Source organism: Pseudoalteromonas sp. S3178, from assembly GCF_005886985.1.
Lineage (GTDB): Bacteria > Pseudomonadota > Gammaproteobacteria > Enterobacterales > Alteromonadaceae > Pseudoalteromonas > Pseudoalteromonas carrageenovora.
The window spans coordinates 14,970-35,392 of the sequence record NZ_PNCW01000037.1; the positions used below are offsets into that span (position 1 = coordinate 14,970).

At 39.6% G+C, this 20,423-nt stretch carries 22 protein-coding genes; 13 read left to right on the forward strand and 9 right to left on the reverse strand.

Translation table 11 applies throughout. The annotated features are described in order from the left end of the window. Nucleotides 1–64: 64 nt before the first annotated feature. The 4 genes from hemL to CWC11_RS11605 form a co-directional block, all read right to left on the reverse strand. On the reverse strand, nt 65–1,345 hold the full coding sequence (hemL, locus tag CWC11_RS11590; protein WP_058547252.1) for a glutamate-1-semialdehyde 2,1-aminomutase: 1,281 nt from the start codon (nt 1,343–1,345) through the stop codon (nt 65–67). Nucleotides 1,346–1,380: 35 nt separating this feature from the next. Further along, nucleotides 1,381–2,397, reverse strand: a complete 1,017-nt coding sequence (locus CWC11_RS11595; RefSeq protein WP_058547253.1) for an aspartate carbamoyltransferase — start codon at nt 2,395–2,397, stop codon at nt 1,381–1,383. A 118-nt stretch (nt 2,398–2,515) separates the two neighbouring features. Then, entirely contained in the window at nt 2,516–2,950 is a 435-nt protein-coding gene (locus CWC11_RS11600; RefSeq protein WP_138682828.1) for a CopD family protein, read from the reverse strand. 15 nt (nt 2,951–2,965) lie between these two features. Then, on the reverse strand, nt 2,966–4,648 hold the full coding sequence (locus CWC11_RS11605) for a chloride channel protein (RefSeq protein WP_138682829.1): 1,683 nt from the start codon (nt 4,646–4,648) through the stop codon (nt 2,966–2,968). 265 nt (nt 4,649–4,913) lie between these two features. Here CWC11_RS11605 and erpA point away from each other — a divergent pair, with 265 nt between their 5' ends. Then, complete coding sequence (erpA, locus tag CWC11_RS11610) at nt 4,914–5,252, forward strand: iron-sulfur cluster insertion protein ErpA (protein WP_008169708.1); 339 nt, start codon at nt 4,914–4,916, stop codon at nt 5,250–5,252. A gap of 49 nt (nt 5,253–5,301) precedes the next feature. On the opposite strand, the gene CWC11_RS23335 is transcribed toward erpA, so the two are convergent. Next, entirely contained in the window at nt 5,302–5,490 is a 189-nt protein-coding gene (locus tag CWC11_RS23335) for a hypothetical protein (RefSeq protein WP_138682830.1), read from the reverse strand. A 439-nt stretch (nt 5,491–5,929) separates the two neighbouring features. On the opposite strand from CWC11_RS23335, the gene CWC11_RS11620 reads away from it, so the two are divergent. After that, a complete protein-coding gene (locus tag CWC11_RS11620; RefSeq protein WP_007584874.1) occupies nt 5,930–6,169 on the forward strand; it encodes a helix-turn-helix domain-containing protein in 240 nt (79 codons plus the stop codon). 70 nt (nt 6,170–6,239) lie between these two features. Here the strand turns inward: CWC11_RS11620 and CWC11_RS11625 are convergent, their stop codons facing one another. The 4 genes from CWC11_RS11625 to CWC11_RS11640 are packed head-to-tail and all read right to left on the reverse strand — an operon-like array spanning nt 6,240 to nt 9,992. After that, a complete protein-coding gene (locus CWC11_RS11625) occupies nt 6,240–7,619 on the reverse strand; it encodes an AmpG family muropeptide MFS transporter (RefSeq protein WP_138682831.1) in 1,380 nt (459 codons plus the stop codon). A gap of 46 nt (nt 7,620–7,665) precedes the next feature. Next, nucleotides 7,666–8,286, reverse strand: coding sequence for a peptidylprolyl isomerase (locus tag CWC11_RS11630; protein ID WP_058547257.1), 621 nt, complete (start codon nt 8,284–8,286; stop codon nt 7,666–7,668). Nucleotides 8,287–8,288: 2 nt separating this feature from the next. Continuing rightward, a complete protein-coding gene (locus CWC11_RS11635; RefSeq protein WP_138682832.1) occupies nt 8,289–8,849 on the reverse strand; it encodes a YajG family lipoprotein in 561 nt (186 codons plus the stop codon). Further along, nucleotides 8,850–9,992, reverse strand: coding sequence for a methyltransferase (locus tag CWC11_RS11640; RefSeq protein ID WP_138682833.1), 1,143 nt, complete (start codon nt 9,990–9,992; stop codon nt 8,850–8,852). It lies immediately after the preceding gene. Nucleotides 9,993–10,034: 42 nt separating this feature from the next. On the opposite strand from CWC11_RS11640, the gene CWC11_RS11645 reads away from it, so the two are divergent. The 11 genes from CWC11_RS11645 to nqrM all read left to right on the forward strand — a co-directional run bounded on the left by CWC11_RS11645 (nt 10,035) and on the right by nqrM (nt 19,996). Then, on the forward strand, nt 10,035–10,646 hold the full coding sequence (locus CWC11_RS11645) for an alpha-ketoglutarate-dependent dioxygenase AlkB family protein (RefSeq protein WP_138682834.1): 612 nt from the start codon (nt 10,035–10,037) through the stop codon (nt 10,644–10,646). Nucleotides 10,647–10,699: 53 nt separating this feature from the next. Beyond that, nucleotides 10,700–11,011, forward strand: coding sequence for a BolA family protein (locus CWC11_RS11650; RefSeq protein ID WP_138682835.1), 312 nt, complete (start codon nt 10,700–10,702; stop codon nt 11,009–11,011). Nucleotides 11,012–11,135: 124 nt separating this feature from the next. Then, entirely contained in the window at nt 11,136–12,329 is a 1,194-nt protein-coding gene (fabV, locus tag CWC11_RS11655; RefSeq protein ID WP_138682836.1) for an enoyl-ACP reductase FabV, read from the forward strand. Between the two features lie 366 nt (nt 12,330–12,695). Next, a complete protein-coding gene (locus CWC11_RS11660; protein WP_138682837.1) occupies nt 12,696–14,039 on the forward strand; it encodes a Na(+)-translocating NADH-quinone reductase subunit A in 1,344 nt (447 codons plus the stop codon). 4 nt (nt 14,040–14,043) lie between these two features. After that, a complete protein-coding gene (locus CWC11_RS11665) occupies nt 14,044–15,246 on the forward strand; it encodes an NADH:ubiquinone reductase (Na(+)-transporting) subunit B (protein ID WP_058547264.1) in 1,203 nt (400 codons plus the stop codon). Beyond that, a complete protein-coding gene (locus tag CWC11_RS11670) occupies nt 15,239–15,991 on the forward strand; it encodes a Na(+)-translocating NADH-quinone reductase subunit C (RefSeq protein WP_058547265.1) in 753 nt (250 codons plus the stop codon). The genes CWC11_RS11665 and CWC11_RS11670 overlap by 8 nt, the downstream gene beginning before the upstream one ends. Then, entirely contained in the window at nt 15,991–16,623 is a 633-nt protein-coding gene (locus CWC11_RS11675) for an NADH:ubiquinone reductase (Na(+)-transporting) subunit D (protein ID WP_058547266.1), read from the forward strand. Before CWC11_RS11670 ends, CWC11_RS11675 begins: the two co-directional genes overlap by 1 nt. A gap of 10 nt (nt 16,624–16,633) precedes the next feature. Next, nucleotides 16,634–17,242: an NADH:ubiquinone reductase (Na(+)-transporting) subunit E gene (gene nqrE, locus CWC11_RS11680; protein WP_058547267.1), complete on the forward strand. Its 609-nt coding sequence runs from the start codon at nt 16,634–16,636 to the stop codon at nt 17,240–17,242. Between the two features lie 18 nt (nt 17,243–17,260). Then, nucleotides 17,261–18,490, forward strand: coding sequence for an NADH:ubiquinone reductase (Na(+)-transporting) subunit F (nqrF, locus tag CWC11_RS11685; RefSeq protein WP_058547268.1), 1,230 nt, complete (start codon nt 17,261–17,263; stop codon nt 18,488–18,490). Between the two features lie 99 nt (nt 18,491–18,589). After that, nucleotides 18,590–19,621, forward strand: a complete 1,032-nt coding sequence (locus CWC11_RS11690; RefSeq protein ID WP_138682838.1) for an FAD:protein FMN transferase — start codon at nt 18,590–18,592, stop codon at nt 19,619–19,621. A 162-nt stretch (nt 19,622–19,783) separates the two neighbouring features. Next, nucleotides 19,784–19,996, forward strand: a complete 213-nt coding sequence (nqrM, locus tag CWC11_RS11695) for a (Na+)-NQR maturation NqrM (RefSeq protein ID WP_058547270.1) — start codon at nt 19,784–19,786, stop codon at nt 19,994–19,996. The last annotated feature ends 427 nt before the right edge of the window (nt 19,997–20,423 follow it).

A 20,423-nucleotide genomic window follows, 5' to 3' on the forward strand; every position in this document is an offset into this window, starting at 1 on the left:
GGGCTTTTTTCAATCTTTAGTCTTAATATTATAGGTAAAACAAGCGTTTAATATTTATATTATCCTAAAGTTTAGCAAATGAGCGTTCAGCTGCTTCAATGGTTGCTTGTACTTCTTGCTCTGTATGCGCTGCACACACAAAGCCTGCTTCAAATGCAGAAGGTGCTAGGTAAACACCTTCTTCAAGCATTAAGTGGAAAAAGCGCTTAAAGCGTTCTAAATCACATTCTGTTGCTTGCTGGTAAGTTGTCACTTTTTCAGCATCAGTGAAGAAAAAGCCATACATGCCGCCAGCATAGTTAGTTGTTAATGGAATACCCGCTTTTTTAGCGCCTGCTTCAAAGCCTTCACAAATTGCTTTAGAAATTGCTTCAAGCTTATCGTGTAAGCCAGGCTCACTTAATAGCTCAAGTGATTTTAAACCAGCAGCCATTGCAATAGGGTTACCAGAAAGAGTACCCGCCTGGTAAACTGGGCCTACCGGCGCAATGTAATCCATTATTTCAGTTTTACCGCCAAATGCGCCCACAGGCATGCCGCCGCCAATGACTTTACCTAAACATGTTAAGTCAGGTTTTATGTTGTAATACGCTTGTGCGCCACCTAATGCAACACGAAAGCCCGTCATTACTTCGTCAAAAATAAGCACTGACTTGTATTCATCACATACTGCGCGTAGGCCTTCTAAAAAACCCTCAACAGGTGGAATACAGTTCATGTTACCCGCTACTGGCTCAACAATAATACAGGCAATTTCGTCTGCGTATTTCTCAAAAATAGCTTTTACTTCATCAAGGTTATTAAACGATACTGTTAGTGTGTGCTTAGCAAAGTCTTCAGGAATACCTGGTGAATTTGGCACGCCCATTGTTAAAGCACCTGAGCCCGCTTTTACTAATAATGAGTCAGCATGGCCGTGGTAACAACCTTCAAATTTTAGGATTTTGTCACGATTAGTAAAACCACGCGCTAAACGAATTGCGCTCATAGTGGCTTCGGTACCCGAGCTTACCATACGTACTTTTTCGATTGATGGGACAAGCTCTTTTACTTTTTCAGCCATTAAAATTTCAGCTTCGGTAGGTGCGCCGTAGCTTAAGCCGTTTTCTACAGCTTCGTGTACAGCTTGTTTTATAGCTGGGTGGTTGTGACCCATGATCATTGGGCCCCACGAACCTACATAATCGATATAACGGTTACCATCGGCATCAAAAGTGAAGGCACCTTCGGCTTTAGTGATAAATAGTGGCGTGCCACCTACACCGTTAAATGCACGTACAGGTGAATTTACGCCACCAGGAATTGAAGTTTGTGCACGATTAAATAAATCTTGGCTAATTGTCATGAAAAATCCTATAAATTGTCGCTTGGTAAAAGTGTTTAGCTGTCGCGTTTGCGGCTAAACCAAGGTACGTCTACTTCATATTGCTCGACTTTGTTTTCTACGCCGAGTGTTAAAGCAAACAGTGCCATACGAATTAATACGCCATTTTGTACTTGGCGGAATATTGCTAAATTGTCGTTACTATTTAAGTCGTTATCAAGCTCGTTAGCTTCTAAACGGCTATCACGTGGCAGCGGATGCATCAGTACAGAGTTTGGCTTACAGTGCGAATTATAAATAGATTGGCTTATTCTAAAACCACCACGGTATTTATTTGCTTCCTCTTGTGAAGGAAAACGCTCTTCTTGAATACGTGTTTGGTAAACAATATCGGCTGCTAGATTGCCTTCCATTTTGTTTACTAACTCAATTTTGTGGCCTGCATTTTCTACGGCATCTAAAATACTCGTTGGCATTTGCAAGCCGTCTGGTGCTACCATCGAAAACTTTACGTTTTTGTAATGGCACAATAGTTTTGATAATGAATGCACTGTACGGCCATATTTTAAATCGCCCACAAGGGCTATATGCATGCCATCAATATTTTGATCAAAGCGATTTAGCTCACGCTCAATAGTTAGTAAGTCGAGCAAGGCTTGAGTAGGGTGCTCGTTAGGGCCGTCACCACCATTAATTACTGGTACGGTACAACCGTCTGCAAATTCGCTTACAGAGCCTGCATCAGGGTGGCGCATAGCGACGGCATCAGCGTATGCTGAAATAACGCGAGCAGTGTCGTAAAGCGATTCACCTTTTGCAAGTGCAGAGCTTTGCATGCCGGTTGTTTCGCGTACACCACCACCAAGTAAGTTAAAGGCGGTGCCAAAACTTACGCGCGTACGCGTGCTTGGTTCAAAAAACAAATTCGCTAAAATAGCGCCTTCAAGCACTGTTGTTTGCTTTTGCTTTTTAGCATAAGGCTCCATTTTTTTTGCTACTGCAAAAATACGTTCAATGCAGTCTCTGTCTAGTTGATTTACCGACAGTATATGCTCACCTTGGAAACTTAACATGGGGTTATTCCTAATCAATCAAAAGGGCGCGATAATCCAAAAAAAAATGGGGCACGCAATCGCGCGTGTTATAACAAGTATTGTAAATTGCGGCGCAGTTTAACATGCACCGAAACGCTTATAAATTAGGTTTTATTACCGCAAGAGCAACAATAATAAGTAGCGCGATAACCGGGAGTTCGTTAAAAATACGATAAAACCGATCTGTTTTAGTATTTCTATCGTGTTTAAAGTCGCTTAGTAATTTAAAACAGTAACCATGATAAATATATAAAATGATAACGAGGGCTAGTTTATAGTGCAGCCACATGCTGTATCTAAACCACTCTCGGCCATATTCTACAATGGTGAGCACACCAAAAACGGCCGTTAAAATGGCAAATGGCGTTACAAAAAAGAGTAACCGACGCTCCATCACTTTAAGCATAGAGTTACAGGCTTTTTCTTCGCTCATTGCGTGGTACACAAATAGCCGTGGTAAATAAAAAATACCGGCAAACCAGGCAATCATAAAAAAAATGTGCAGTGTTTTATAAATTAATAAAGCGCTCATAAAATTCCTAACTGTTTAAAGTAAGCTGTTACGAATGGTTAAAATATTATTTATTTGATCCCAGCGTAATAAGCCCATGATTTGTTGGTTATCTAATAAGTTATAGACGTAAAGTGCACCGCTACGCTTGTCTTTTAAAATATCAAAGGCATCAGCTAGGGTTGCTTGGCTACTTATACCTTGCAGGCTAATGTAGTTAATATTTATGGTTTGGTCAGACATAAGCGTTAAATCGTACTCAGCAAGTCGGTAGCCATTTTCTTCATCAAACACTATTAGTGGTGTTTGGCTGTCCATAGCATCTAGAGTGTTTTTTATCTGTTCTTTGTCGTCTGAGTACAGCAGCTTAAAGTCTTCATCCATATCATCCATTATGCCTACTTTTTGAAGTGCTTCAGTAGCTGGGGATACATGATAGGGTAATCCCTGAAAATCCAATTGCTGTAAAAATATAGAGCGATTACCAAAAAATTGCAGGGCAGTTACATAAGCAGTCGTAATCACTATCATTGCTGGGACTATTATTTCTGGCGACGAGGTAAGTTCCATTACTGTCGTTAAAGCTGCAAGGGGAGCGTGCAGTGTCGCGGCTAATAAACCAGCCATACCTAAAACACCGTACGTACCAGCAATATCAGTACCTGGACTTATATATTGAGCTAAAAACGCCATTAGTGTACCAATGAGTACCCCAAGCCCAATTACTGGGCCAATTAAGCCGCCAGGAATACCCAAGCCAATAGCAAATAGTGTGGCCAATAATTTAGCGATTAAAATAGTCGTTAGCAGCTTTACGTTATCAGGAGATTCAACTGCAATGGTAATTGCACTCATACCAGAGCCCATAGCGTGAGGTACTGCGTAAGCTATTAAGCTCGCAATGCAACCTGCAATTAATAAACGAGGGAACATGCTTAAAGGTTTAAATGTTTTAATAATTAACATTAAGTTTTGATTAAAACTAAACGCAATAGCACCTAGGGCCATTCCGCATAAAATTAAGTATGGATAATGCCAGCCACTTAGCGGTGCTATTGTAATAAGCGCAAGCTCTGAGCCTTCGCCAAACACAAACTGTGTAGCTAGTGCGCCTGTTACGGCTGCTAACATAATAGGTACGAATATATGCACCTTATATTCACGAAGCACTACTTCCATAACAAATATAACAGCAGCAAGCGGGGTGTTAAATGAGGCCGCAATACCCGCAGCAACACCACAGCCGCTTAACGTACGCATAGCGTTATGGGGTAAATGAAGTTTATCGGCCAGTATACTCGCGCCAGTAGCACCCATGTGTACAGAGGGGCCTTCGCGGCCCACCGAAAAACCACTAATAAGTGCAAGCGCGCCACCAACAAATTGGTTTACTGTGTTGTATAGCGGCATTTGCCCGTAGTGACGTTTAATACGGTGAATAACAAACGGAATACCTAAACGGTAATGCTTAAAACCTGTAAGTGCTGCAAATGTGGCTATAAGTAGCGCTGCAATTAAAGGCATTAATACACGTTCAAGCGTAGGTAAGGTTGTAAAGTTGTCTGGGGTTTCTAAAAATAAGCTTTGAAAAAACAGAATAGTTAAGCGAAATAAAATGATAAAAAATGCGGCAATTAATCCGGCACTTACGCCTAATAGGCATAATTGTACGGATGTTTTTGGTTTTGCTAATCGACGCCTGAGCCGCTCAAGCCACATGCTGTATTCTCCGCCACATTTTTTCAGCGAACATTTTAGCAAAAGAGTTCAGCTAAGTCCTTGTGATTTTGAAATTTTTGTAACTTATATTAACAATTATTACTGTGTATGGTCTTACACTAAGCAAAAGCAAAATAGTTTTGAAATATACAAAAAATTTAGCTTGTTAAACTGTATAACTTAGATGAAAGAGTTGTTTTACTATACTTGATTAAAACACTCGGGTATTAGATAATCACGCCATTGCGATATTGAGGGTTTTAAAATGTCTGAAGAATTACCAATTAAGTTCAGCGATGCAGCTGCTGTACGTGTAAAACAGTTAATCGACGAAGAAGAAAATCCAGAGCTAAAACTACGTGTTTATGTAACAGGTGGTGGTTGTTCAGGTTTTCAATATGGTTTTACCTTTGATGAAAAAGCGAACCCTGGCGATTTAGAAATTGTTAAAAATGGTGTAACGCTGGTTATTGACCCTATGAGTATTCAGTACTTAGTAGATGGTGAAGTTGATTACACTGAAGGGTTAGAAGGCGCACGCTTTTTTGTATCTAACCCCAATGCAACAACAACCTGTGGTTGTGGTGCAAGCTTTAGCGTTTAATTAACTACACGCTTATATATTAAAGCCGCATTTGCGGCTTTTTTAATGCCTACAATTCACTCTGGCTGTATTCGGTGATTTGCATTATGAATACAAAAAAAGCCAGTACAAAAGCCGAAAAACCTAATATATACATGAACCCTTTTTTACCTTGTTTAATAGGTACGCCGTTTTGTCGTAGGAAAAAGTACCATCCTAAACACAGTACAATAGGTAATAAAAACAAAAGTCTGAACATTATTTAACCTTTATTAACGCTAATTATTGCTTAATCATAAACATGTAACGATAAAATTGTTATAAAAAATATTTTTATTTTTTTAATATAAAAAGTAAATTTATTAATATTTTTGCATACTTAGGGTTAATATTCAGCGTTTATAAATATTGGTTAGTGGTTAAATCTGTACCGAGTAAGTAATTAGTTATTTAACCAAAGTGTTAATAGTATATAATGTATCCAAGAATGAGACGGGCAAAATTTCATTCCTAATAAAAATATGTACCACGTTTGTAGCGTAGTGTTTTTGGCTATGTGGGTGGGAGTAGCAACAAGTGCTTTATAAAGCGATAGCTTGCTATTGAAGTAAAAATAAGTGCGGCTGCTTACTTGCCTACAGCTATTGATAGACTACTGCTTTAACGGGTAAGTCAAATCATCTAGTAGGAGATGTAAAATGATGGGCAAAACAGTTTCTTCTGAAGAAAATGCAAAGCTAACAAAGTGGCTTAAAAGTAAGCGCCACGAAAAAGGTCATACAATGCGAAGCCTAGCGCAAGTGCTTGGAACGCCTCACTCGTTTATCGGCAAAATTGAAAACCAAGAGCGCCGTTTAGATGTTATTGAGTTTGTTCGCTATTGTACTGCCTTAGAAGTTGATCCACATGAAGCTTTAAGCTTATTAAAAGTAGATTAACTGAATCATTGCTTAGTACACTTTAAGGGGCACTTGAAAGTGCTAAGCAATATGTTAATGCAGGGATGCATTAAATATTTTTATGATAATTCTTCTCAAGCTCGTACAATTTATGCCTAATAAGATATAAAAATATCAACGACGGTATAACCATTAAAGCTGTTAAAACAAAAAACAGCGCCCAATTTCCTAATAGCCAATCATCAATAACTACACCACTGTAACTAGAAAGCAGCGTGCGGCCTAAATTACCAAGTGAAGCTAATAATGCATAGTGTGTTGCACTAAAAGCACGATCGCACAGCATTGATATAAACGCGACCATAGCAACTAGTGACCAAGCCTGCGTAAAACCGTCAATCACAATGGCAAATGCATATAGCCCTAAATTTGGTCCTACAAGCGCAATAGCTGAAAATGCTAAATTAGAGGCCGCCATAGCAATGCCACTTATAAATAGCCCCTTAACAATGCCATATTTTTGATTAAACAAGCTGCCTACAAACGTAAAGGCGATGGTTAAAACTGCCGTGCCTACTTTCGAAAAAGTAGCTATATCACTATTGCTAAAACCTATTTCTTTATAAAAAACAATAGACATGCGCCCTAAGAACGCTTCGCCAATTTTAAATAAGAATATAAACGCCAGTAGCGCGAGGGCTGTTTTAACCCCATTTTTAGCAAAAAAGGTTTTAAATGGGTCTATTACTGTTACGCCAAGCCAAGCAATAACTTTGGTAAAGGGTGTTTGTTTTATATTGGCGAGTTTTTCTATGTAAACACGTTCAAGCTCTGCATGAACGGCTTCTCGGTTTGATTTTGGCTCTTTAGCAAATAGCACTCCGCTCATTAGAAGCAACATTACTGCGGCTAAAAAATAGTATACCTGTGGCCAATCTAAAGAGGGAATATCGGCCATATAAAAAGGAATGGCACCTAATAACGCGTAGCCTGTCCACCAACCTGATGTAGCCATGGCTGCAGCAGCAGTGGCTTTGTGCGATTCGTTTTCGTTTAGGGTATCTATTCTAAATGCATCAATGGCGATGTCTTGAGTCGCTGAGGCTACTGCGATTAGTAAACATATGCCCGCCGCAATTGCTAAATTAGCTTTTAAATCAAGGCCAGCTAACATCACAGTGCCAATGAACATAAAGCTTTGGCAAAATAGAATCCAACTGCGCCTTTGGCCTAACCATTTATATAAAAAGGGGAGTTTTGAGCGGTCTATTAGAGGTGACCATAAAAAGTTGATGCTGTAAGCGCCAAACACAATACCAAATAGGCCAATCATACTGCGGCTCAAGCCTTCATCTTTTAGCCATGCCGACATAACAGATCCAATTAAAACCCACGGGAAACCACTACTCATACCAAATATAAAAATATTGATTAAGCGCTTATCTTTAAAATAAGAAAAGTATTCGCTAACAGAGAGTGATTTGCTCATAAGGCCTTCATTGGCGGTTGGGTGCAACTTGGTTGCACCTCATTAATTATAATGGTACTTGCTCAAGCACTTTAATATTTAAAATAACAACAGGTTTTTTAGGCACAAAATCGTAACCAATTTTTTCATTAAAATCAGTTTCAACAGCCATAATTTTATCAAGAGTTTCGTAGCCTTCCATAACATTACCAAAAACTGCAAAACCCCAATCTTTGCCAGGGTTTAAGTGATCGTTATTGTCCATGTTAAAAAAGAACTGGCGAGTGCCTGAGTGAGGTTCGCGGTCTTGATACGCCATAGCAATGCTATACATATCGTTTTTCATGCCGTTACCACTTTCGTTGAATATAGGGTCGTTTTCGTGAAGACCGTCGTAATCTTTGTCATAGCCACCACCTTGAATAACAAAGTCACGGTCGTTTTCTACATCGCGCTCTATACGATGAAAAACACTCCCTTGGTAGCTTTTATCAGATACGTACGTTAAAAAGTTATTTACCGTAATAGGTGCTCTAGAGCGATCAAGTTCAACCACTATGCTGCCCATTGACGTGACAATTTCAACGCGCGGAAAAATGTTATCTTTTTGCACAAAGCGGCCTTCTTGGGCTGCATAGCTACTTACACTTACAAATAGGCTTAAGCAGATTAAAAAAAGTCGTTTCATAGTTAACCTTCTAAAAATTCTATTAATTCGGGGTCAGATACAATGCGGGTAATAATTTGTTCAGTCAACTTATTGAGCTGACCTTCAATTTTTGCACGTTCGTGGCTAAGTGGGCCTTCAAGATTTGCACTTCCTCGATATACCTTACTAAAATTGCTAGTAGAGCGGATCACACGTACGCCAAGCTCTATAGTCGCTTCGCTGGTATGGCTCATTAATTTTTCAGTTACAACGGCTTGCAGCGCATGAATGTCGACTTCAAAGCGCACTGTGGCTAAGTTAGATATACTTGCACCGTTTCGATTAAGGGCGCTATCTAAAACACTTTTAACTGAGTCAGTTATACCTTGGCTTGCAAAGGTTTTAGTTTTGTCAGATTCAATGAGTTTAAGTGTTGATGTATCGCCACGTAAATCAATGACACTAGTACTTAAGCTGCTATTTATAGTACTAATTTGGCCATTTTTATACACAGGGTTAAGTATTACTTGGCCTGGTTGCTTTGCGCAGCCAGCAAGTATAAGTAGTGCGCAGCACGTGACTATAGTGTGTGTTAATTTCATTTATAGCATTCCACTATTTTTAGTTGCACTTAAAACGACAAACTTTTTGTTTGAACCTAATAACTTACAGTTACCAAACATGCGGTTTAACTTGTCATGATAATCTAAATGACGATTACCAATAATACGCAGCTCACCACCTTCTTTTAGCGTGTCTTTTGCTTGTTTAAACATTTGCCAAGCTATGTGATCGGTAACAGCTTGAGCTTGATGAAATGGAGGATTACATAAAACCATATCCACACTGTCTCTTTCAAAACCGGTTAAACAGTCATTTTCAATAAATTCGCAGTTATCAAATTTATCACCTTGGTTAAGCTCTACATTTAACCTTGCAGACTCCACAGCCATGTATGACTCATCAACAAACGTAACCGATGCGTTAGGGCAACGAGATAGTGTCATTAAACCAACCACACCATTACCACAGCCTAAGTCAATAATGCTTTTAGCTTTGGGGGTTTGTGGCAAATAATTAAAAAAGAATCGCGCACCTATATCTAACGAATCACGCGAAAACACATTAGCATGGTTCGTTATATTAAATTCAGTGCCTTCAAGTTCCCACGTTACAGGGAAATCAGCCGCTTTATAACCACCTTTAGCAGTGCTTAATATTAGGCGTGACTTTTTAACCGCTAAACTTGTTTTCGTTTCACCAATATATTGCTCAAAAGCCTTTATTGTTGAATTATGAATTTCTTTTGTTTTACCTGCAGCAATAACAGGTGTACCTGGCGTTAGCACTTCGCTTAATTCACTAAGCTGAAACTGTAAAAATCCAACATTACGAGGAATTTTAATAAGTACTAAATCAACATCTTCTGGCAAAGCAGACAAGCTATCGAGCTGTGTAAATTCTGTTGTAGATAGTTTGTTTTCTTTTAAATTGTAAGCCGCAGCTTGGTGGCTAATATAAGAATCGTTAACTGAACAAACCGTTAATTGATTAAAATAACAAGCAAGCGCGCCAAAGCTATCATTCAAAATAAGCAAAGAGCGACATTCAGGGTGATGTTCGTTAACATAATTGATAAGGTACTCATCGGCAGAATCCCACGCTTGTAAACTGCGGTTTTTTTGATCCAAAGGGAAGCGTTCAAGAGTAAAGGTTTTATCGCCTAGCTGGGCTTGCGTCGTCATAATGGTTTGTTGATCAGTAATCTAATGTAGGTAAATTCTAACATGCAACGGCAAAACGCCAACCCCCAACAGTTACCAAATGGCTTTTCTTATCAAAGTAGGGCACTTAGTGCACAAAAAAGCCTCGATCTGTTTTATTATCTTCAAAAAAATTTACACTGGCAGCAACCGAATGTAACTGTTTACGGTAAAACAGGGCCTATCCCTCGGTTGCAATGTTTTATGAGTGATTTAAATATTGAATACGGCTATTCGCATAGTAAACAAATAGTAGAACCATGGAATGACATACTGTTAAATATGCGCAAACGCCTAGAGCGTCATTTAAATAAGCCGCTTAACTCGTTACTTGTTAATTATTACAGAGATGGGAACGATACAATGGGCTGGCATAGCGATGACGAAATAGAACTTGGCCCAGAGCCTACTATTGTTTGTATATCGCTTGGTGCTGAGCGCATATTAAAGCTCAAACAAAAAGCGACTAATAAAGTGACCGATTTAAAGCTTCATAGTGGCAGTTGTTTAGTGATGAGTGAACATAGTCAGCGCGATTATCAACACGCGATACCAAAGCAAACAACACTTGCACATCCACGAATTAGTTTAACTTATCGATTTATTGAGCACATTAAGCAAAAGCAATTTAGTTAGCTAAATTAAGTTGTTATAGTGAGTTAATAAACTAGCTAATAAAATGGTCTTTTATGTCTATGCAGCAACAAATTCAAGAAAAAATCAGCAGTGCTATCGCGTGTAAGCATTTAAATGTAATAAACGAAAGCCATATGCACAGCAAAGGCACTGAATCACACTTTAAAGTAATAGTAGTGAGTGAAGATTTTGCAGGTAAGCGTTTACTGCAGCGCCATCGCCAAATTAATGAAATATTACAAGATGAATTAGCGAATCATATACATGCACTCGCTATTCATACCTACACACCGGATGAATTTACAGAGCACGGCGGCGAAGCCCCTGACTCTCCTAATTGTTTAGGCGGCTCAAAGCTTGACTAAGAAAAATGTAAATTAATTATAATAAATAGGGTCTTTGGTCGGTATTTAACTGATCAGATCAGTGTTTTTAGTATTAGCCTTTAAACTAGCGCTAATTTTTATAGTAAAAGATATAGGATGATCAATGGTCATTAAGCCAAAAATTCGTGGATTTATCTGCACTAACGCACACCCAACAGGTTGTGCAGAGCATGTTCAAGAACAAATTAACTATGTAAAACAACAAGGCGCATTAAAAAGTGCACCAAAAAATGTACTAGTTATTGGCGCATCAACAGGCTACGGCTTGGCATCGCGTATTACAGCTGCGTTTGGTGGTGGTGCTAAAACATTAGGTATCTTCTTTGAAAAAGAGGGTACAGAGCGTAAAACAGGCTCTGCTGGATGGTATAATACAGCGGCATTCCAAAACGCTGCTGATGAAGCAGGCCTTTGGTCAAAAAATATTAATGGTGATGCGTTTTCTAACGAAATTAAGCAAAAAGCCATCGACACTATCAAAGCCGATTTAGGTAAAATAGACTGCATTATTTACAGCCTTGCATCACCTCGTCGTACTGATCCAAACACGGGTGAAGTGTTTTCTTCTACCCTTAAACCAATTGGCAATGCCGTTACTACTAAAAACCTAAATACATCAAAGCGTGAAATTGATGAAATTACGGTAGAAGCAGCAAACCAAGAAGATATCGACAACACTATTAAAGTAATGGGTGGTGAAGATTGGGAAATGTGGATTGACGCTTTAAAAGAGGCCGATGTACTTGCTGATAACTTTAAAACGACGGCTTATACTTATATTGGTAAAGAGTTAACGTGGCCAATTTACGGACACGCTACTATTGGTAAAGCAAAAGAAGACTTAGACCGTGCTACCGCTGCTATAAAAGCGTCAACTAAAGCGCTAAATGGTGAAGCGTATGTTTCATCATTGAATGCAGTAGTAACTCAAGCAAGTTCTGCTATTCCTATTATGCCTTTATATATTTCAGCTTTATTTAAAGTAATGAAAGCTGATGGCACTTACGAAGGAACTATTGAGCAAATTCACGCATTATTTAGTGAAAACCTTTATGGTGAAACGCCGCGCTTTGATGAGGGCGGTCACTTATTCCAAAACTACAAAGAGCTAGAGGACGATGTGCAAGCGCGTGTTCAAGCTGTATGGGATAGTGTAGATACAAGCTCAATTGATGAGCTAACTGACTATGTTGGTTACCATAACGAGTTTTTACGCTTATTTGGCTTTGGTTTTGACGGTGTTGATTACGATCAAGACGTTGACTCAGTTAAGCCAATCGCAAATATGGTTGATTAATCATACTTTGTAATTATAAAAAGTCGCATTCGCGGCTTTTTTTGTATGCGATGGTTTGTTAATTGAGCAGTTAAATAATGGACTATACTTGCTCAGGCTACCACTTTGGTCTAACTTGATTTTTATTAAAATCACTTAACAAAACCAAATAAGTGTTTCTGTCGTATAATTTTCATAAATACACTCGCATAGTCGTCCAAAATGATGTTAAAATCTGGGCAATATGTGATGAGTTTTACTACGTTGCTTGTTTGATAAACCGAGCAAGCTGCTCTTTTGCACCTTGATATAACTTGGAATAACTCAAATGGCGACGTGGTTGATACGATTTTTCAGTTTCTTTCCTTTAATGTAATGCAAGTGCGTATGATCAACATAAAAAAAGGTCTGGATTTACCCTTAGAGGGCGCGCCACAGCAAGTTATACATGACGGTTCTGCTGTCAAACGTGTAGCTGTGCTTGGCGAAGAGTTTATCGGTATGCGTCCAACCATGCATGTTCGTGTGGATGACCAAGTCAAAAAAGGCCAAGTTCTTTTTGAAGATAAAAAGAACCCAGGCGTCCTATTTACTGCTCCAGCTTCTGGCACAGTAAAAGAAATAAATCGTGGTGCTAAACGTGTGCTGCAATCTGTTGTTATTGAAGTAGCAGGCAGTGAGCAAATCACCTTTGACTCTTTCAGTGCAGATGAGCTTTCGAGCTTAGATCGTGAAAAAGCCAAAGAAGTACTTATCCAGTCAGGTCAGTGGACAGCACTTCGTGTTCGCCCATTTAGCAAAGTAGCGGCTGTGGATGAAAATCCTAGTTCTATTTTTGTGACCGCAATCGACACAAACCCACTAGCTGCAGATCCTGCAGTGATTATTGCCGAAAATGCAGCTGCATTTGAAGCGGGTCTTGCTGTTGTTTCGCGTTTGACCGATGGTAAAGTATTTGTGTGTAAAAAAGCAGGCAGCCAAGTTCCTAGCTCATCTATAGCTCAAGTAGAAGTACATGAGTTTGGTGGTGTGCATCCGGCTGGCCTCGTTGGCACTCATATCCATCATCTTGATGCTGTATCTGTTAGCAAAAAAGTATGGCACATTGGTTACCAAGACGTTATTGCGTTTGGTCACTTGTTCCTTACTGGTGAAATTAACACAGACCGTGTTATTTCGCTTGCAGGTCCTCGCGTTAAAAACCCACGTTTAGTGAAAACACAACTAGGTGCTTCATTGGATGACTTAGTAGCTGGTGAATTAGAAGACGGAGATAACCGCGTTATTTCTGGTTCTGTTTTATCGGGTTCTATTTCAAACGGTGTTCATGCATTCTTAGGTCGTTACCACGTTCAAGTATCTGTTTTACTTGAAGGTCGCGAAAAAGAATTGTTTGGCTGGATTGCACCAGGTAGTAATAAATTCTCTGTAACGCGTACATTCCTTTCTCACCTTGCACCGAGTCGTTTATTTAAAATGACAACGTCTACAGGTGGTTCAAAACGTGCCATGGTACCAATTGGTAGCTACGAGCGCGTGATGCCGTTAGATATTTTGCCAACGCTATTATTACGTGACTTAATCGCACGTGACTTAGATAGTGCAATTTCATTAGGCGCGCTTGAACTTGATGAAGAAGATTTAGCGTTATGTACCTTCGTTTGTCCAGGCAAATACGAGTATGGTTCTATCCTGCGCGATTGCTTAACTACGATCGAGAAGGAAGGCTAGAGAGATGGGTTTAAAAAAATATCTAGAAGATATCGAGCCGAATTTTGAAGCCGGTGGTAAATATGAAAAGTTCTATGCTCTGTACGAAGCAGCAGCAACAATTTTTTATACACCAGGCTATGTAAATAAAGGCGCGACACACGTACGCGACAACATCGACCTAAAACGCATGATGATTTTAGTGTGGATGGCGACGTTCCCAGCTATGTTTTTTGGTATGTTCAATATCGGTCATCAGGCCGCAGGTGCTTTAGCACAAGGTTTTGAACTAGCAAATTCTTGGCAGGTTGGTCTGTTCCAGTTATTTGGTGGTGAATTAACTGCTGAATCAGGCTGGGGCGCTAAAATGTTCTACGGAGCATGTTTCTTCTTACCTATCTACGCAGTAACATTTGCGGTAGGTGGTTTTTGGGAAGTTATATTTGCTTCAGTGCGTAAACATGAAATTAACGAAGGTTTCTTCGTAACGTCTGTTTTATTTGCACTAATACTGCCTGCAACAATTCCTTTATGGCAAGTTGCGTTAGGTATTACGTTTGGTGTTGTAATCGCTAAAGAAATCTTTGGTGGTACTGGCCGTAACTTCTTAAACCCTGCTTTAGCGGGCCGTGCATTTTTATTCTTCGCATACCCAGCCCAAATTTCAGGTGACACAGTATGGACAGCAGTAGATTCTTTCTCTGGTGCAACTATGCTAGGCCAAGCGTTTGCTGGCACACTTGATTATGCAAACATGGAATTATGGTGGAATGCGTTTTACGGTTTCATTCAAGGTTCTGTAGGTGAAACATCTACACTTGCATTATTAGTAGGTGGTTTGTTCTTAATATACGTTCGTATCGCTTCTTGGCGCATCGTACTAGGTGTATTCCTAGGGATGGTAGCAACTGCATTTTTATTAAATGCTGTTGGCTCAGAAAATAACCCAGTATTTGCAATGCCTTGGCATTGGCATTTAGTACTTGGTGGATTTGCGTTCGGTATGTTCTTTATGGCTACTGACCCTGTTTCTGCTGCATTTACCGATAAAGGTAAGTTCGCTTACGGCGCGCTTATTGGCTTTATGGTAGTTATGATCCGTGTTGTGAACCCTGCTTTCCCAGAAGGCATGATGCTAGCAATCTTATTTGCTAACTTATTCGCTCCATTGTTCGATCACTTTGTAGTGCAAGCTAATATCAAGCGGAGGTTGGCACGTAATGTCTAGTAATAACGAATCAATCGGCAAAACGTTAACGGTTGTTGTAGCACTATGTTTAGTGTGTGCAATCATTGTATCGTTTGCTTCTGTACAGCTTCGTCCTTTACAGCAAGCTAATAAAAACAAAGATATTCAAAGCAATATCTTAGCTGCTGCGGGCATCGATAAAGTTGAAAATGTGTTAGAAACATTTGACGCTAAAATCGAAGCACGTGTTGTAAATATGACTACGGGTGAGTTTGTAGATACAGACCCAACAATCTTCGATTTTGAAAAAAGCAAATATGATGCTGAATTAAGCGTTTCTCTTAAAGAGAAAGGCGTAACAGACATTGCTGGTATTCAACGTGTGACTAAAGAGTCGCCGGTGTATATCTCTAAAAAAGAAGATGGTTCAGTTGATGCAATCATTCTTCCTATCCAAGGCTACGGCTTATGGGGCTTAATGTATGGTTTTATCTCGCTTGAAAGCGATGGTGAAACTGTTAAAGGTATTATCTTTTACAAGCATAATGAAACCCCTGGTCTTGGTGGCGAAATTCAAAACCCACAGTGGACTGCAACATGGGAAGGCAAAGAACTGCCAATTCAAATTGTTAAAGGTACTGCAGGCGGTGATGAGCATAAGATCGATGGTCTTTCAGGTGCTACATTAACGTCTAACGGTGTTGACAATGCAGTTGACTTTTGGACTGGTGAAAATGGCTTTGGCCCTTTCCTTGCAAAAGTACGTAAAGGAGCATTGAAATAATGGCTGATACTAAAGAAATGAAGGCGGTCCTGTTTGGTCCGGTTTTAGCTAACAACCCAATCGCACTACAAGTACTTGGTATTTGTTCTGCGTTAGCGGTAACGTCTAGCTTAAAAAATGCGTTAATCATGTCAATCGCATTGACATTAGTAACTGCATTTTCGAGCTTCTTTATCTCGCTTATTCGTAACCAGATCCCATCATCTGTACGTATCATCGTACAAATGACAATTATTGCATCATTGGTAATCGTTGTTGACCAAGTATTACAAGCATTCTCTTACGCTACGGCAAAAGAGCTTTCTGTATTCGTTGGTCTAATTATTACTAACTGTATCGTAATGGGTCGTGCTGAAGCATACGCGATGAAATCGCCACCACTTATGTCATTCCTTGACGGTATTGGTAATGGCTTAGGCTACTCTGTAGTACTTCTTACTGTTGGCTTTATTCGTGAGCTATTTGGTAAGGGTTCACTATTCGGTGTTGATATTATCCCATTAGTACAAGATGGCGGTTGGTATCAGCCTATGGGTCTATTGATTTTACCACCGAGTGCATTCTTCATCATTGGTTTATTCATTTGGGTACTTCGTACCTTTAAGAAAGACCAAGTAGAAGCTAAAGCGTAAGGGGCAAACAGTGGAACATTATATTAGTTTATTTGTAAAAGCCGTTTTTATTGAGAACTTAGCGTTGTCATTCTTCTTAGGCATGTGTACTTTTTTAGCAGTATCTAAAAAAGTAACTACATCAATTGGCCTAGGTATAGCGGTTATAGTTGTATTAGGTATTTCAGTACCAGTTAACAACTTGGTTTACCATGCGGTACTTGCACCAGGCTCACTAGCTTGGTTAGGTTACCCAGATGCAGACCTTAGCTTTTTACGTTTCTTAACTTTCATCGGTGTTATTGCAGCACTTGTGCAAATTTTGGAAATGGCATTAGATAAGTTTTTCCCTGCACTATACAACGCATTAGGTATCTTCTTACCACTTATCACAGTTAACTGTGCAATATTTGGTGCGGTATCATTCATGGTTGAGCGTAACTATAACTTCGGCGAGTCTGTTGTTTATGGTATTGGCGCTGGTGTTGGTTGGGCGCTTGCAATTACTTTACTTGCAGGTATCCGTGAGAAAATGAAATATTCAGACGTGCCAGACGGCCTACGTGGTTTAGGTATTACCTTCATCACTGTTGGTTTAATGGGACTTGGCTTTATGTCATTCTCTGGTATTTCACTGTAAAGGTAGCGAGGATAAATCATGGATTATCAGATTTTCTTAGGCGTTGGTGTTTTCATCGCTATCGTTGTACTACTAGTTTTAGTGATCATTGGTGCTAAATCTAAGTTAGTTGCGAGCGGTGACATCATCATCAGCATTAATGGCGACCCAGACAAAGCCATTAAAACATCAGCAGGTAGCAAGCTTTTAGGCGCGCTATCTGAGTCAGGTATTTTCGTATCATCTGCATGTGGTGGCGGTGGCTCTTGTGGTCAGTGTCGTGTTCACATTAAAGAAGGTGGCGGCGATATCTTACCAACTGAACTTGATCACATTTCTAAAGGTGAAGCCCGTGAAGGCTGTCGTTTAGCGTGTCAGGTAAATGTTAAAAACGACATGGAAATTGAACTTGAAGAGTCAATTTTCGGTGTTAAGAAGTGGGATTGTGAAGTTATCTCTAACGATAACAAAGCAACGTTCATTAAAGAACTTAAGCTGCAAATTCCAGATGGCGAGTCAGTGCCTTTCCGTGCGGGTGGTTACATCCAAATCGAAGCACCTGCTCACCACGTTAAATACTCTGAATTTGAAATTCCTGAAGAGTATCGTGGCGATTGGAACCATTTTGGTTTCTTCGACCTGGAGTCAAAAGTAGACGAAGAGACTATTCGTGCTTACTCAATGGCTAACTACCCGGAAGAAGAAGGCATAATCATGCTTAACGTGCGTATCGCTACGCCTCCACCAAGAAACCTTAGCTTGCCGTGTGGTAAAATGTCATCGTATATTTGGTCACTAACAAAAGGCGACAAGGTAACTATTTCTGGTCCGTTTGGTGAGTTCTTCGCTAAAGAAACTGACGCAGAAATGATCTTTGTTGGTGGTGGTGCTGGTATGGCGCCAATGCGTTCACATATCTTTGACCAACTTAAACGTTTGAACTCTAAACGTAAGATGAGCTTTTGGTATGGTGCACGTTCTGAGCGTGAAATGTTCTACGTTGAAGATTTTGACGGCCTAGCGGCTGAAAACCCTAACTTCGTATGGCATACAGCACTTTCAGATCCACAGCCTGAAGATAACTGGGAAGGCTATACAGGCTTTATCCATAACGTGTTATTTGAGAACTATCTTAAAGATCACGAAGCGCCAGAAGATTGTGAGTACTACATGTGTGGTCCTCCAATGATGAACGCGGCAGTTATCACAATGCTTAAAGACTTAGGTGTAGAAGACGAAAATATCTTATTAGATGATTTCGGTGGCTAACACCATACCAAAACACATTCGTTTTGGTTAAAATACCAGCCTCGTTGCACTTAGTGTTACGAGGCTTTTTTTTATTCTTTATTTTATAAGTAGGCTTTCATGAATCGAGTGGGTGCATCTCAAAGCGTTATAGCTTTATTTTTTATTACATTGACTTTATTACTCACTGGTTGTGGCGAAAAGCCAACACCAGAAGGTGTTTTTTTAGAAGGTAGAACAATGGGCACTACTTATCATATTAAGTTTTATGATGAGCAAGCGCAGTTATCACCTAAAGCATTACAAGCACAAATAGACGACGTGCTAAAAAATGTAAACCAGTCAATGTCTACTTATATTGATGACTCTGAAATAAATACATTTAACAGGCTACCTGCTAATCAAGTTATGCCTATCAGTGAAGACTTTAGGGCTGTAATAAGTGAATCGGTTCGCATAGGTAAGTCAACTAAAACTCTCGATGTGACGATGGGCCCTTTAATAGATTTATGGGGCTTTGGACCTGATAAAAAGCCAACTAAGCGCCCAACTGATGAAGCACTTGCTGCAATGATTGAAAAAATTGGTGTAGATAAACTTAATCTTACAGAGCAGGGGCTGGCTAAAACTGTTGATGGATTGGAGCTGTCATTTTCAGCTACTGCTAAAGGCTATGGTATTGATAAAGTAGCGCAGCTATTAGAAAGTCACAGTATTACTAATTATATGGTTGAGATTGGCGGTGAGCTTCGCATTGGCGGCGAAAAGCCTAATAATCAAGATTGGAAAATTGCAATTGAGCAACCTGATGCCAAGCCAGGTGAGCGAAAGGTGCACCGTGTTTTATCGCCTGGCACAAATGGTATTGCTACATCAGGTGATTATCGTATTTTTTATGAAATGGATGGCGAGATTTATACCCATTTAATTGATCCGGTAACGGGTATGCCAATTAAACACGATTTAGTCTCGGTTACTGTATTGCACCCAAGTGCAATGACTGCTGATGGGCTAGCGACAGCGCTTACTGTAATGGGCATGGATAAAGCACAAGCATATGCAGAGCAACATGATTTACCCGTTTATTTAATAGCTAAATCACAAGAAGGGCTAATAACGTATTCAAGCCCTGCATTTAAGCCATACTTGTAATATAATTAATCTTAATTTAGGTTGGTTTAAGCTTAGATTAATATTCTAACCTAAATTTTAGAATAGACTTTACTCGCATCTAAATTGTATTTTAGTGTATAATTTAGCAGCCGCTCAAGAATGCTTGAGCATAATTTATTGCTGATCAATAGGGGCTAAGCAATGTCACTTTTTCTTCTTACTTTTGGCTTACTAATTTTAATAGTTTCGGCGATGGCCGTTGGTATGATCGTGCAAAAGAAATCTATGGCGAGCAGCTGTGGTGGTCTAGGCTCTGTGGGTATTGATAAAGCCTGCGATTGTGATGACCCATGTGATAAACGTAAAAACCGCATGGCTAAAGAGCAAGCTTGGAAAGAAAATCAAATTATCTAAATTTGTAAAATAATCAATTTTATAAAAAGCGCTTTTAAAGCGCTTTTTTTGTGCCTGCTATTTGTGTATGTATTTAGCTTCTAAATAAACGCAACCTTAATGTATTAGACCAAAGTCTATAAGTTAGTTTTTTTCATCCATTAGGTTTATTTTTCTCGTTTGTCAAATTGGAGCTAACACTCTAAAGTTTAACCATAGACACAGAGCAAGGCTCTAGTCATAAGCTTGAGGCATAAGTTAGCCTCGCTTAAAAGAATCTTTATATTGTGTGTGAAGATGTTGTCAGTGTGAAAGGCAACTCAAGTTCGGTGGTGACTTAGCTTGAGTTGTTTTTATTCCCTACAATTGCCACGTAGTGTAAACCAAGAATCTTTATATTGTGTGTGAAGATGTTGTCAGTGTGAAAGGCAACTCAAGTTCGGTGGTG

Bases quoted from the DNA above. Each gene is read 5' to 3' on its own strand.
- erpA (WP_008169708.1), top strand. From the start codon at position 4,914: ATGTCTGAAGAATTACCAATTAAGTTCAGCGATGCAGCTGCTGTACGT.
- CWC11_RS11650 (WP_138682835.1), top strand. From the start codon at position 10,700: ATGTCTATGCAGCAACAAATTCAAGAAAAAATCAGCAGTGCTATCGCG.
- nqrF (WP_058547268.1), top strand. From the start codon at position 17,261: ATGGATTATCAGATTTTCTTAGGCGTTGGTGTTTTCATCGCTATCGTT.
- CWC11_RS11595 (WP_058547253.1), bottom strand. From the start codon at position 2,397: ATGTTAAGTTTCCAAGGTGAGCATATACTGTCGGTAAATCAACTAGAC.
- CWC11_RS11600 (WP_138682828.1), bottom strand. From the start codon at position 2,950: ATGAGCGCTTTATTAATTTATAAAACACTGCACATTTTTTTTATGATT.
- CWC11_RS11605 (WP_138682829.1), bottom strand. From the start codon at position 4,648: ATGTGGCTTGAGCGGCTCAGGCGTCGATTAGCAAAACCAAAAACATCC.
- fabV (WP_138682836.1), top strand. From the start codon at position 11,136: ATGGTCATTAAGCCAAAAATTCGTGGATTTATCTGCACTAACGCACAC.
- hemL (WP_058547252.1), bottom strand. From the start codon at position 1,345: ATGACAATTAGCCAAGATTTATTTAATCGTGCACAAACTTCAATTCCT.
- CWC11_RS11665 (WP_058547264.1), top strand. From the start codon at position 14,044: ATGGGTTTAAAAAAATATCTAGAAGATATCGAGCCGAATTTTGAAGCC.
- CWC11_RS11630 (WP_058547257.1), bottom strand. From the start codon at position 8,286: ATGAAACGACTTTTTTTAATCTGCTTAAGCCTATTTGTAAGTGTAAGT.
- CWC11_RS11645 (WP_138682834.1), top strand. From the start codon at position 10,035: ATGCAACGGCAAAACGCCAACCCCCAACAGTTACCAAATGGCTTTTCT.
- CWC11_RS11620 (WP_007584874.1), top strand. From the start codon at position 5,930: ATGATGGGCAAAACAGTTTCTTCTGAAGAAAATGCAAAGCTAACAAAG.
- CWC11_RS11670 (WP_058547265.1), top strand. From the start codon at position 15,239: ATGTCTAGTAATAACGAATCAATCGGCAAAACGTTAACGGTTGTTGTA.
- CWC11_RS11640 (WP_138682833.1), bottom strand. From the start codon at position 9,992: ATGACGACGCAAGCCCAGCTAGGCGATAAAACCTTTACTCTTGAACGC.
- CWC11_RS23335 (WP_138682830.1), bottom strand. From the start codon at position 5,490: ATGTTCAGACTTTTGTTTTTATTACCTATTGTACTGTGTTTAGGATGG.
- CWC11_RS11660 (WP_138682837.1), top strand. From the start codon at position 12,696: ATGATCAACATAAAAAAAGGTCTGGATTTACCCTTAGAGGGCGCGCCA.
- nqrM (WP_058547270.1), top strand. From the start codon at position 19,784: ATGTCACTTTTTCTTCTTACTTTTGGCTTACTAATTTTAATAGTTTCG.
- CWC11_RS11675 (WP_058547266.1), top strand. From the start codon at position 15,991: ATGGCTGATACTAAAGAAATGAAGGCGGTCCTGTTTGGTCCGGTTTTA.
- CWC11_RS11690 (WP_138682838.1), top strand. From the start codon at position 18,590: ATGAATCGAGTGGGTGCATCTCAAAGCGTTATAGCTTTATTTTTTATT.
- CWC11_RS11625 (WP_138682831.1), bottom strand. From the start codon at position 7,619: ATGAGCAAATCACTCTCTGTTAGCGAATACTTTTCTTATTTTAAAGAT.
- CWC11_RS11635 (WP_138682832.1), bottom strand. From the start codon at position 8,849: ATGAAATTAACACACACTATAGTCACGTGCTGCGCACTACTTATACTT.